This is a genomic window from Pyxidicoccus sp. M6, assembly GCF_055568925.1.
In genome coordinates this window covers 5,317,916-5,330,179 of the sequence record NZ_CM145714.1, presented here as the reverse complement: position 1 = coordinate 5,330,179, position 12,264 = coordinate 5,317,916, and the positions used below count along the sequence as shown (strand labels likewise).

At 69.3% G+C, this 12,264-nt stretch carries 11 protein-coding genes; 6 read left to right on the top strand and 5 right to left on the bottom strand.

The window, feature by feature from the left end:
* Window positions 1–47: 47 nt before the first annotated feature.
* Window positions 48–218 (bottom strand): hypothetical protein, encoded by a 171-nt coding sequence (locus tag ACVTJA_RS21300; protein WP_465838725.1) that lies wholly within the window; start codon window positions 216–218, stop codon window positions 48–50.
* Window positions 219–376: 158 nt separating this feature from the next.
* On the bottom strand, window positions 377–1,009 hold the full coding sequence (locus ACVTJA_RS21295; RefSeq protein ID WP_465838723.1) for a peptidylprolyl isomerase: 633 nt from the start codon (window positions 1,007–1,009) through the stop codon (window positions 377–379).
* Window positions 1,010–1,129: 120 nt separating this feature from the next.
* Between ACVTJA_RS21295 and ACVTJA_RS21290 the strand changes: the two genes are divergently transcribed.
* Window positions 1,130–2,326, top strand: a complete 1,197-nt coding sequence (locus ACVTJA_RS21290; RefSeq protein ID WP_465838721.1) for a cytochrome P450 — start codon at window positions 1,130–1,132, stop codon at window positions 2,324–2,326.
* Between the two features lie 45 nt (window positions 2,327–2,371).
* Entirely contained in the window at window positions 2,372–2,839 is a 468-nt protein-coding gene (locus tag ACVTJA_RS21285) for a carbonic anhydrase (RefSeq protein ID WP_465838719.1), read from the top strand.
* A 3-nt stretch (window positions 2,840–2,842) separates the two neighbouring features.
* Here the strand turns inward: ACVTJA_RS21285 and ACVTJA_RS21280 are convergent, their stop codons facing one another.
* Window positions 2,843–4,339, bottom strand: coding sequence for an amino acid permease (locus ACVTJA_RS21280; protein WP_465838718.1), 1,497 nt, complete (start codon window positions 4,337–4,339; stop codon window positions 2,843–2,845).
* 68 nt (window positions 4,340–4,407) lie between these two features.
* Complete coding sequence (locus tag ACVTJA_RS21275) at window positions 4,408–5,112, bottom strand: hypothetical protein (RefSeq protein WP_465838716.1); 705 nt, start codon at window positions 5,110–5,112, stop codon at window positions 4,408–4,410.
* Window positions 5,113–5,338: 226 nt separating this feature from the next.
* Here ACVTJA_RS21275 and ACVTJA_RS21270 point away from each other — a divergent pair, with 226 nt between their 5' ends.
* The 3 genes from ACVTJA_RS21270 to ACVTJA_RS21260 are packed head-to-tail and all read left to right on the top strand — an operon-like array spanning window position 5,339 to window position 8,447.
* Window positions 5,339–6,469, top strand: coding sequence for a hybrid sensor histidine kinase/response regulator (locus tag ACVTJA_RS21270; RefSeq protein WP_465838714.1), 1,131 nt, complete (start codon window positions 5,339–5,341; stop codon window positions 6,467–6,469).
* 17 nt (window positions 6,470–6,486) lie between these two features.
* On the top strand, window positions 6,487–8,076 hold the full coding sequence (locus ACVTJA_RS21265; protein ID WP_465838712.1) for a DUF7125 family protein: 1,590 nt from the start codon (window positions 6,487–6,489) through the stop codon (window positions 8,074–8,076).
* The gene (locus tag ACVTJA_RS21260) at window positions 8,073–8,447 is read left to right on the top strand and encodes a response regulator transcription factor (protein ID WP_465838711.1); all 375 of its coding nucleotides are present in this window, start codon (window positions 8,073–8,075) and stop codon (window positions 8,445–8,447) included. Before ACVTJA_RS21265 ends, ACVTJA_RS21260 begins: the two co-directional genes overlap by 4 nt.
* Before the next feature lie 75 nt (window positions 8,448–8,522).
* Here the strand turns inward: ACVTJA_RS21260 and ACVTJA_RS21255 are convergent, their stop codons facing one another.
* A complete protein-coding gene (locus ACVTJA_RS21255) occupies window positions 8,523–10,847 on the bottom strand; it encodes a WD40/YVTN/BNR-like repeat-containing protein (RefSeq protein WP_465838710.1) in 2,325 nt (774 codons plus the stop codon).
* Window positions 10,848–11,066: 219 nt separating this feature from the next.
* Here ACVTJA_RS21255 and ACVTJA_RS21250 point away from each other — a divergent pair, with 219 nt between their 5' ends.
* A complete protein-coding gene (locus ACVTJA_RS21250) occupies window positions 11,067–12,257 on the top strand; it encodes a cysteine desulfurase-like protein (protein ID WP_465838709.1) in 1,191 nt (396 codons plus the stop codon).
* The last annotated feature ends 7 nt before the right edge of the window (window positions 12,258–12,264 follow it).

Below are 12,264 nucleotides of genomic sequence, written 5' to 3'. Positions count from 1 at the left end.
AACGGCTCGCGCCGTGTCTGGCCAGCCGGCCTGTGTAAAGAAGTGTGTTACCGGCTATCCTTCCGCTTCTGCTGGCGCGCCTGCTCCGCCCGGAGCGCGCCCCCAATCCGCCTCCCCGCCACCTTCGTCATCTTCGAGACCGGGTTGCCCTGCTTCTTCGGCCAGGGCGGCTGCCAGCTCGGATGCGACGGTTTGTCGGGGAAGCTCTTGTTCTTCATGGGCTTTGTCCTCATGAGGGAAGGCTGACATGCCGGCGGGCTCCCGTCAGCCCGTCCGGCGGCGGACCGCACTTCGCGGGTAACGCCAACTCCCATCATGTGCACGCCTGGGTGCCGCCGAAGCCCGGCAACCGCCCCACCGTGCGCCTCCCGGCGCCTCAGCCCTTGACGGGGGCCGTCTGGCGCGTGGCCTTGAGGATTCGCACCGGCGGAGTGAGCTTCTGCTCGCTGTGCGGCGCCTGTTGAATCGCGCGCACCACGTCCATGCCCTTCACCACCCGGCCGAACGCGGCGAAGCCCTGCCCGTCCGGATTGCGCTTGCCGCCGAAGTCCAGCTCCGGCTGCGCGCCGAGGCAGATGAAGAAGTCCCCCGTCGCGGTGTCCGGCGTGTCGCGCGCCATGGAGATTGCGCCGTCCACGTGCTTCAGGCCGGTGTCCCTCGTGCGCTCCAGCGGAATCGGCGCCTTCTCCTCGGACTGGCGCGCGGGGTCCACGCCGGCCTGGATGACTTCAATCTTCACCGGGTTGCCCGGCTGGTTGTCCGGCGTCACCGTGCGGTGGAACACGCCGCCGTCATAGAGACCCGCGTCCACGTACGTGAGGAAGTTTCGCACCGTCTTCGGCGCGTGGGCCTCGTCGAGCTCCAGCTCGATGTCGCCCTTCTCCGTCTGGAGCAGCACCCGCACCAGCGGGGGCGCCTTCGACTTGCCGTCCTTCTTCGGCGCGGCGAGCACGGCGACAGGCAGGGTGAGCAGCAGCACGGCGAGGCAGGCGGAGGCGAACGTCTTCATGGGCGGCACCTGGACGAGAGGACGGTCCGCGTACGATGCCCACCACGGGCCGAGAAGGGCCAGGAAATCCCCTTCCCTTCGTATCCTCCCCAGCAGCCTCCGTTCCCGCGAGCACCCACGATGACCGTCCGCCACAACCTGCTGTCCCCCGAGCTGAAGGCCAACCCGTACCCGGCTTACGCGGACCTGCGTCGCAACGCGCCGGTGTGCCAGGTGGACCCGGGTGGGATGTGGGCCGTGTCCCGCTACGAGGACGTGATGTACGTCCTGAAGAACCCGCAGCTCTTCTCCTCGACGGGCTTCGGCGCCGCCACCAACCCGCCGTGGCTGGGCGGCAACCCGCTCTCCGACTCGATGCTCGCCCAGGACCCGCCCATCCACGGGCGGCTGCGGGGGCTCATCTCCCGCGCCTTCGGTGCCTCCGCCATCGCCCGCATGGAGCCGAGGGTGCGCGCCATCGCGAACGAAACGGTGGCCGCGCTGCCCCTGGGCCAGCCCTTCGACGTCATGCAGCCCTATGCGCTGCGCATCCCCGCCAGCGTCATTGGCGACGTGCTGGGCGTGGAGCCCTCGATGCACCTGCGCCTCAAGCGGTGGGCGGACCTCATCACCGGCGGCGTCACCACCGTCCGCCCGGAGGAGGAGGACCGCAAGCAGCTCGCGCGCGACGCGGTGAAGGAGCTGAAGACGCACTTCGGCGAGCTGCTGGAGCGCCGCCGCCACGAGCCCGGCGAGGACATGCTGAGCGACCTCGTCCGCCTCCGCGTGGACGGCGAGTCCCTGTCCACCGACGAGCTGCTCGCCTTCTGCGCCATGCTGATGGTGGGCGGTATCGAGACGGCGGTGAACATGCTGGGCACCTCGCTGCTCGTGCTGGCCGAGCAGCCGGAGCTGTTCTCCCGGCTGCGCGCGGACCGCTCGCGCATCCCCGCCTTCATCGAGGAGGTGCTGCGCTATGAGCCCCCCATCCACGCGGCGCCGCGCGTCACCACGCAGGACGTGGCGGTGGGAGGCATGTGGCTTCCCGCGGGCACGCGCGTGCTGACGCTCATCGGCTCCGCGTGCCGCGACGAAGCGCAGTACCCGAGAGCAGACCGCTTCGACATGGACCGGCCCGGCCCGCAGAACCTGCCCTTCGGCCATGGCATCCACTTCTGCCTCGGCGCGCAGCTCGCGCGGCTGGAGGGACGGCTGGCCCTGGAGGCGGTGCTGGACCGCGTGGGCCGGGTGGAGCGCGGCCCCGAGCCCATGGCGTGGCACCGCACGCTGGTGGTGCGCGGCCCCGGTGCGCTGCCCCTCGTGCTGCACCCCGCGTGAGGGGGCGGCTTATCTCCTGGCGAGAAGCTCTTTAGAGTGGGGGGCATGTCCGACGAAAAGACGTTCGTCTCCCGCGTCGCCTACGAGCACACCCACCCCACCGTCCTGGCCGTCTACTGCTCGGACGGGCGCTTCACGGATGCCGTCGAGGACCTCGCCCAGCACCTCGGGCACGAGCGCATCGACACGCTGACGATTCCGGGCGGCCCGGCGCTCCTCAACCGCTGGGTGGCGGACTACCTGGAGAGCGACGTCGTCACCCGGGCCGCGCGCTTCCTCATCGAGGGCCACCACATCACCGAGGTGCTGCTGCTGGCCCACGCCGGTTGCGGCTACTACAACGCCCGGCACGGAAGCCTGGGCCCGGAGTTCATCTCCGAGCAGCAGCTCACGGACCTGCGCCACGCCGCCGAGGAGCTCCAGAAGGCGTACCCCGGCGTCAACGTCCGCGCCTTCTTCACCCGCCCCCACGACACGCGCATCCACTTCGAGCCCGTGCCGCTGAAGGCGTAGCGCTCAGAGCGGCCCGCCGAGGTCCGCGTGCGGAGGCGTGGCCGCGGCGCGCTCGCCGTGGCCGATGCGCGAGTGCTTGCGGCCGTAGCCGAAGTAGATGCCCAGGCCGATGGCCAGCCACACCACGAGGCGCAGCCACGTCTCGATGCCCAGGCCCACCATCAGCAACACGCAGATGAGGATGCCCATCACCGGAACGAAGGGGACGAAGGGCGTGCGGAAGGGCCGGTTCAGCTCCGGGCTGCGGTAGCGCAGCACCAGCACGCCGCCGCAGACGACGACGAAGGCGAACAGCGTGCCGATGGAGACGAGCTCTCCCAGCAGGCCGATGGGGAACAGCCCCGCCACCGCCATGGCCACCACGCCCGTCAGCAGCGTGGACGCATAGGGCGTCTTGAAGCGCGGGTGCACGCGGGAGAAGAACGGCGGCAACAGCCCGTCGCGCGACATGGCGTAGAAGATGCGCGGCTGGCCCATCAGCATGACGAGCACCACCGAGGCGAGGCCGGCAATCGCCCCCAGGCTCACGATGGGCCGCAGCCAGTTGAGCGCCGAGCCCGCCTTGGAGATGGCCACGTACACCGGCTCCGGCACGTTGAGGGTGCTGTAGTGCGCCAGCCCCGTCATCACCGCCGCCATCGCTACGTAGAGCAGCGTGCAGATGGCCAGCGAGCCGAGGATGCCCACCGGCAGGTCCTTCTGCGGGTTGCGCGTCTCCTGCGCGGCGGTGGAGACGGCGTCGAAGCCGATGAAGGCGAAGAAGATGACGCCCGCCCCCGCCAGCACGCCACTCCAACCGTACTCGCCGAAGTGGCCCGTGTTCTCCGGGATGAAGGGCGTCCAGTTGGCCGGCTCCACGTAGAAGGCGCCGAAGACGATGACCAGCAGCACCACCGTCACCTTGATGAAGACGATGATGTTGTTGACCCGGGCGGACTCGTGCACGCCCACGCACAGCAGCACCGTGAGCAGCCCCACCAGCAGCATCGCCGGCAGGTTGATGATGGCGCCGGTGAGGTGCGGCACGTGCGAGCCCGCCGCCACCTCGAAGGGCGCGGTGATGAGCTCGCGCGGCAGGTTGAGGTGGAAGTAGTCGCGTAGGAACGCGGTGAAGTAGCCGGACCAGCCCACCGCCACCGTGGAGGAGGCGAAGAGGTATTCGAGGATGAGGTCCCAGCCGATGACCCAGGCCACCAGCTCGCCCAGCGTGGCGTAGCCGTAGGTGTACGCGCTGCCCGCGACGGGAATCATCGCCGCGAACTCCGCGTAGCACAGCCCCGCGAAGAGACAGCCCACGCCCGCGAGGATGAAGGCCAGGATGATGGCCGGCCCGGAGTGCTGGGCCGCCGCCGTGCCCGTCACCACGAAGATGCCCGCGCCGATGATGGCACCCACGCCCAGCAGCGCCAGGTGGACGCCCGTCAACGTGCGGCGCAGCTCGTGCCCCGCTCCCTCATCACCCTGGAGCTGGGCGATGCTCTTCTTCGACCAGATACCCATGGCGCGGCAGTCAACACCGGCGCCCCTTCAATCGGAAGCACCGTTTGACGCCGCGCCGCGCAAGAGCCTCAGCCGCGGCGCCAGGCCGCAGGGCGGTACGTCTGCGTGCGGCGGTCCTCGCGCGTCTCGCGGCGGTCCTCGCGGATTTCACGCCGGTCCTCGCGCATCTCCTGCTTCCCCTCGCGCACCTCCTGCTGGCCCAGCTGGATGAGCTCCACGATGAGCGCGCGCTTGCGGTTCAGCGCCCCGCCCCGCCGCAGCCCCTCCAGCTCCGCCAGCTCGCGGGCAATCACCTGGCGCGTGCGCAGCGCGGCCACCTCCGCCCTCACGTCGCGGCGGTCATCGGCCAGGTCGCGGCGGTCGTCCCGCACATCGCGGCGGTCATCCCGGTACGACCCGCGGTTGCGCCAGGCGGCATCGTCGCGCGTCTCCCACTGCTCGGCGCGCAGCTCGCGCTCGCTGCGGCGCGCCTCGCGCAGGTCCGACGACAGCTCCGCGCGGCTCTCCGCCAGCTCCGCCCTCAGCAGCCCGCGCAGCGTGGCCTCCACGGCCTCCATGTCCCGCTCGCTCCGGCGGGCCCAGGCTCTGTCGAAGGTCGCGAGCACGGCCTTCAGTTCCTCGACGTCTCGCTTGTCGTCCCGCAGCTCGCGGCGGTCCTGGCGCACTTCCTGGTGGTCCTGGGCACGCTCCACGCGGTTGCGGCGGGAGTCGGCGGCCTGGGCGCTGCCAGCGAAGAGCAGGGCGGCGACCAGCGCGGAAGAGAGGCGGTTCATGGGGGTGTCCTCGGTGGGCTCGGAGCCCGTTGTCGCGTTCGGGATGATGGACGGGAGCAGCGCCACTTTATTCGCGCTCCCACCCGTTCGTTCGAGGGCCCAGGAGTGGACCCACACCCCTCCCGGATGTGTCAGGGCCTGCACATCCTCCACGGAGTCGCACACGGGGGATTCCGTTCGGGTACAAGGGCCCCCACTCTCCGTGCTGGACGTGATGGACACCAACGTGAGCGCACAGAGCCCAACGACAGAGACGCCGCGTCCCAGGGCCACCGTGCTCGTCGTCAATGACACACCCTCGGTGCTGTACCTCACGGGGCTCGTGCTCAGGTCGGCGGGCTACCACGTCGTGGAGGCCACCTCGGGGACGGAGGCGCTCCGGCTGGCCGCCGGGCGGCCAGACATGGTCCTCCTGGACGTCCACATGCCGGACATCGACGGCTACGAGGTCTGCCGCCGCCTGCGCGCCCGGGAGGAGACGAAGGACCTCCTCATCGCCCACCTCTCCGCCGTCTCGGTCAGCCGCGAGGACCGCGTCCGGGGCCTCGCCCAGGGCGCGGATGCCTACTGGACGACGCCCATGGAGGACGAGGAGCTGCTCGCCAACGTGGAGGCGCTGCTGCGGCTCCAGACGCGCGCCCAGGCCGCCGTCCACGCGCGCGACGAGTTCCTCTCCATCGCCGCGCACGAGCTGAGGACGCCCATCACCGCGCTGCGGCTCCACCTGGAGCGGGTGCAGCACCACATCTCCCGCGCTCCTTCCGACACCCTGGCCCGGAGCACCGTGGAGGCCAGCACCACGCCCGCCATCCGTCAGCTCGTGCGCCTCCAGCAGCTCCTCGACACGCTGCTGGACGTGTCACGCGTCGCCAACCAGCGGCTCACGCTGAACGTGGGCATGCTGGACGTGACGGAGACGGTGCGCGACGTGGCCCAGCGACTGGCGCTCCCGGCGCGCGCGGCGGACGTGGAGCTGCGGCTGGAGTTGCCGGCCGAGCCCATCCTCCTGGCTGGAGACCGGGTGCGGCTGGAGCAGGTCGTGAGCAACCTGCTCACCAATGCCTTCAAGTATGGCGACCGCAAGCCCGTGCACGTCCGGTTGGAGGAGCGGGAGGACACGGTGGTGCTCACCGTGAGGGACGAGGGCATCGGCATCGCCCCCGCGGACCAGGCCCGCATCTTCAACCGCTTCGAGCGCGCCGCCGGGCCCGCGGGCGAGGCCGGGCTGGGGCTCGGGTTGTTCATCGCGAAGGAAGTCGTCACGGCCCATGGAGGCACCATCACCGTCGACAGCGCTCCCGGTCAGGGCGCGACGTTCCAGGTGGTGCTCCCGAGGCACCGGACGGAGCGGTACTGACGAAAGGAAGGACACTTGTGTCGGCTGATGCCGGTGAGGGCAACGAGGACAGGAAGACAACCCAGGAGCGGCTGGAGACGGGCGTTCCCCGCCTGGACTTCATCACCAAGGGCGGCCTGCTGAAGGGGGCGTCGTACGCGATACTGGGCCCGCCCGGCTCGGGCAAGACGGTGCTGGCGCACCAGGTGGCGTTCCACCACGCCCGAGACGGGGGCAAGGTCCTCTACGTGACGCTCCTCACGGAGTCGCACGCCCGCATGCTGACGAACCTGGAGGAGATGACCTTCTTCGACGTGAAGTTCATCCCCGACAAGCTGCACTACATCAGCGGCTACCGGGAGCTGGAGACGGAGGGGCTCAAGGGCCTGCTGGAGCTGCTGCGGCGCGCGACCCGGCAGCACGAGGCCACGCTGCTCATCCTCGACGGCATGGACGCGGCGAGGGAGTTCGCCCGCAGCGACTTGAGCTTCAAGCGCTTCCTCCAAGAGCTGCAGACCTTCGTCTCCATCATCGGCTGCACCACGCTCTTGCTGTCCCCGCACCACGAGGGGGAAATCCACCCCGAGACGACGGCGGTGGACGGCATCTTCGAGCTGTCGCTCTGGCTGTCGGGCCCGCGCGCGGTGCGCGAGTTGGTGGCGCTCAAGTTCCGCGGCAGCGACTCGCTGCTGGGCAAGCACGAGATGGAGATTTCCGACAGGGGAATCATCATCCACCCTCGCACCGAGGTGCAGTTCTCCAAGCCCGAGGAGAAGGGCCGCGAGGACCGCGTCCGCATGTCCTTCGGCATTCCCCGCCTGGACGAGTCGCTGCGGGGCGGCCTGCTCTCCGGCTCCACCACCCTGCTGCTGGGCGCGCCCGGCACGGGCAAGACGCTGCTGGGCCTGCACTTCCTCCTGCAAGGGGCCCGCGAGGGACAGCCGGGCGTCTACTTCGGCTTCTACGAGACGCCCCCCCGGCTGATGGAGAAGGCCGCCGGCGTGGGCATGAGCGACCTGAAGAAGTACGTCGACAACGGGCTCATCGAAATCCAGTGGCAACCGCCATTGGAACACAACATGGACGCGCTGGCGGAGCGACTCCTGGAGCGCATCCACGAGCGCAACGTGAAGCGCCTGCGGGTCTTCATCGACAGCGTGGCGGGCTTCCGCTCCGCGGCCGTGTACCCGGACCGCATGCCCCGCTTCTTCTCCGCGCTGTCGCATCAGCTCCGCATGCTGGACGTCACCACGCTCTACTCCGACGAGACGGCGCTGTTCTCCGCGGGCGTGGACATGCCTCAGCCCGAGGCGGCGGCGTACGTGGAGAACATCATCTACCTGCGCTACGTGGAGCTGCGCTCGCAACTCTACCGGCTCATCTCCATCATGAAGATGCGCGAGAGCCAATACGACAGCGGCATCCGCGAGTTCGCCATCTCCGACGACGGCATCGTCGTCGCGGACACCTTCAAGAGCGCGGAGGCCGTGCTCACCGGCCAGGCGCGCCTGCGGGGTGAGCGGCCGGAGGAGGCAGGCATCGAGCCGCCCATGGGCTCGCCCGCGAAGAAGAAGAAGGAGAAAGAGAAGAAGCCCCGCCGGGGCCTCCTGCGCCGGAGGCGGTCATGAAGACCGTCATCGTCGTGGACGACGAGCTGGACATCGCGGACGCGGTGAAGTCCATCCTCGAGGACGAGGGCTACCACGTCATCGTGTGTGCCAACGGGAAGGAGGCGCTCCAGCGCCTGGACTCCACCCGCCCGGACCTGGCGATTGTGGACATCATGATGCCGGTGATGAATGGCTTCGAGACCATCCGCGCCATCCGCAAGCACCCGGAGTTCAGCAAGCTGCCGGTGCTCATCATGAGCGCCATCGACCCGTCGGTGAAGCCGCCGGAGTACGACTCGGCGGGCTTCCTCAAGAAGCCCTTCTCACTGAAGGACCTGTTGGAACGGGTGCACAAGCTCGCGCCCGTGGAGCCTCGCGGCGTGGCGTGACGTCTTCCAGAAGAAGGGGCCCGGACCCACGTCGCAGGTCCGGGCCCCCGATGCTTCAAACAGCCAGGGCCGCGACTACGGCTGGAGCTCCCAGACGGAGCGGCCGTAGGTGGCGGCGCGCACCAGGCTGGAGTCCGGAAGAATCGCGACGTCCGTCACGTTGACCAGCGGCATGCCGGCGCCGAAGCGGGTCCACGAGGCGCCCGCGTCAGTGGAGCGGTACACGCCCAGGTGCGTGGCGGCGTACAGCGTGGTGTTGCTGCCGGGGTCCACGGCGACGGTGTTGACGGGCACGCCCGCGGGCAGGCCGTTCTCGATGACCGTCCAGCTCGCGCCGAAGTCGGTGGACTTCCACAGGTGGCTCTTCGTCCCGTCCGGGGCCACCGAGCCGACATAAATCGTGTTGGCGTTGGTCGGGTCGAAGGTGATGTCGCTCAGGCTGAAGCCGTTGTTGGGCAGCGCCGCGGGCGTCGTCCACGTGGAGCCGCCGTTGTTGCTGAGGAACACGCGGCCGCTGTTGGCGACCACGCCGAGCACGCTGCCGTTGGACTTCGCCGCGCCCACGTTGCGGATGAAGAGGCTGGTGGTGGGCAGGCCGCTGACGCCGAGCGCGGTCCACGCGCTGCCGAAGTTCGTGGACTTGTACACCTTGGTGTTGGAGTGCGTGTAGACGGTGTTGCCGGTGGCGTCCGCCAGGCCCATGGCCAGGCGCGTGGTGAAGGGCGCGGTGCTGCTGTTGTTGCACTCGGTGATGCCGCTGCACGCGGACGTCCAGTTGAGGCCGCCGTCGGTGCTGCGCTGGATGCGGTCGTAGTACAGCGAGCCGAGCATCAGGTTGGCGTTGGTCGGGTGGATTTCGCAGTCGAACCCGTCGCCGCCAATCTCCTGGTTGTAGACGGCGGTGCTGCTCACGCGCACGCGGGTGCCGTTGTCCTGGAAGCCGCCGATGACCGCGTTGCGATTCGCGCCGGAGATGCCGATGTCGTAGAGGAGGTGCGAGGCGATGCCCACGTTCATCGAGTCACTGAAGGACGCGCCGCCGTCGGTGCTGAAGAAGACGCCGCCGTCATTGCCCACGTAGAGCTTCGTGCCCGTGGGGTCGAACGCCGCCGCGTGGAAGTCCGCGTGCACGTACGGCAGGGAGAACTGCCCCAGCCAGTTGGTGACCTGGTAGTACGTGGCGGCGCCGCCGTCCGTCGTCTTCGCCAGGTGCAGCGCGCCGCCGAAGAACACGAGGTTCGGGTCCGTCGGGTGGACGATGAGGAGCTGGTCGTACCAGCCCTGCGTATTGAAGAGGGTGCTGACGGTGCGGCCTTCCGCGTTGCCGTTCTTGTAGCGCTTGCCGCCCGCGGACAGGGCCGTGAAGGTGGCACCGCCGTTGGTGGACTTGTAGAGGTCCGCCAGGTCCCCGCTGGGGTTGGCCGCCAGCGCATAGACGATGTTGCGGTTGGACGGCGCCGCGGCGACGGTGATGCGCTCCAGGCCCGCGGTGGCGGTGACGCCCGTGGCGCGCGTCCACGTAGCCCCGTTGTCGCTGGAGGACCAGACCTGACCCTGGTTGGTGCCGCTGGCGGCAGCCGGGTCCGCGTCGATGGAGGCGACGAACTTCGTGCCGCCGGCCCACTCGATGGACCAGCCGTACGGCGCGCCCGTGAAGCCGGTGCTCAGGGAGAGGGCCGTCCACGTGGCGCCCGCGTCCACCGAGCGGAAGAGGCCCGCGTTGGTGGCGGCCAGGACGATGTTGCTGTCGCCCGGTGCGACGATGAGGTCCGCAATCTCCGTGGCGCTGCCGAGGTACACCGGGTTGAACCAGGTGCCGCCGCCGTCCGTGGACTTCACCAGGCCGATGCCCGTGCCGTCGAACGGGTCGCCCAGGCCCAGGTACAGCGTGTTGCTATTGTTGGGGTCGATGGCCAGCGAGCCGGTGGACAGGCTGCCCAGCGTCTCCGACCTGGGAGTCCACGTGGTGCCGCCATCGGTGGTCTTCCAGACGCCGCCGCCAGAGAAGGCGACATAGATGACGGAGGGGTTGTTCTTGTCGACGATGATGTCGCGCACGCGGCCCGCGTCTGTCTTGTTCAGACTGGTGCTGCCGTTCTGCATGTAGTTGGCCTTCGTGGGGCCGATGTTGACCCACGTCGTGCCCGTGGCGGCGATGGACGCGTTCGGGTCCCCCGAGGCGGTGATGCTGGTGCTCGTGCCGGGCAGCATGGAGGCGTACTTCGCGCGCTCCTTCGCGGCCGCGTCATTCATGAACTTGCGGAACGACGCCGACCACGGGCCGCCCTTGCGCAATTCCTTGCCGTGCGGCTTGCCGTAGGACTCGTTGTACCACTCGTCCATCGCTCTCTTGCGCGCATTGGGGTCGTCCTTCTCTCCCGCCAATGACGCACCGCTCATGACCAGGACCGCTGCCGCGACCAACCGTTGCCATTTCTTGGATTGAGACATCGACGCTCCTGCGGGGTGAAGGGGTCGCCCGTGACTTCAGGGATGTGTGGGTTTTCGGCCTATGGCGTCCAGGGGTGGATCACCCGGATTCCACGTCCGTCGTGGGAGACTCCGTGGAGGCCCGAACGGCCACTCCACACTCTGGGTACGTCTATGCTGCGCAATGACATGACCTCTTCGCACGCCGCGCACTTCCCTGCCCTGCGCTCTGGCTTCAGCTACCTGGACAATGCCGCCGGGGCGCAGGTGCCCACGCACACCATCGATGCCATCTCCCAATTCCTCTCCAACGGGAGCTGCAACGTGGGTCAGCCCTACCCTGCCTCGGTGGCGGCCACGGAGTTGAAGGCACGCGCGCGGGCGGCCACCGCGGAGTTCCTCCACTGCCAGCCCGAAGAGGTGATGTTGGGCACCAGCGCCACGGCGCTCACCTTCCAGCTGGGGCGCGCCTTCTCGCGCCTCTTCCGGACGGGCGACGAGGTGGTCATCTCCGAGTTGGAGCATGAGTCCAACGCGACGCCCTGGAGGATGCTGGAGACCCAGGGCGTCACGGTGAAGACGTGGCGCGCGCGCTGGCCGGATGGGCTTCTGGAGCCGTCTGACCTGCGCGCGCTGCTCGGCCCCCGCACGCGGTTGGTGGCGGTGACGGCCGCGGCCAACTCGGTGGGTGCGACGCCGGACGTGGCCGCCGCGGCGGAGCTGACCCACGGAGTGGGCGCGTGGCTCATCGTGGACGCGGTGCACTCCAGCCCGCATCACCTGCCGGATGTGAAGGCCTGGGGCGCGGACTTCGTCACCTTCTCCCAATACAAGGTCTTCGGCCCGCACCTGGGCTGTCTTTACGTGCGCCGTGAGCTGTTGCCCGGGCTGCCGGCGGACAAGCTCTGGTTCGTACCCGACGACAGCCCGCAGAAGTTCGAGCCGGGCACCGCCAGCCATGAAGGCCTGGCCGGCTGGCTGGGCTCGCTGGCATATCTGCGCGACGTCCTGGGTGGAGGGCAGCCGGGGCGCGCCGGATTGGAAGCAGCGTTCCGGCGAATCGAAGCGCTGGAGCGACCGTTGCTGGAGTCCACGCTGGAGCGGCTGCTCGCCCACCCGCGCGTGCGGCTGTACGGCCCGCGCGAGCCGAAGGGTCGCGTGGCCACCTTCTGCTTCAACGTGCAGGGCATGCCGCCGCGCGCGGTAGCGGAGCACCTGGCGGCACGAGGCGTGGGCGTGGCCGCGGGCCACTACTACGCCACGATGGCGGCGCAGGCGCTGGGACTCATGCCCGACGGCGCGGTGCGCGCCTCGCTGCTGCACTACAACACCGCCGAGGACGTGGACCGGTTCATCTCCGGACTGGGCTCGCTCCGCTGACGGCTCT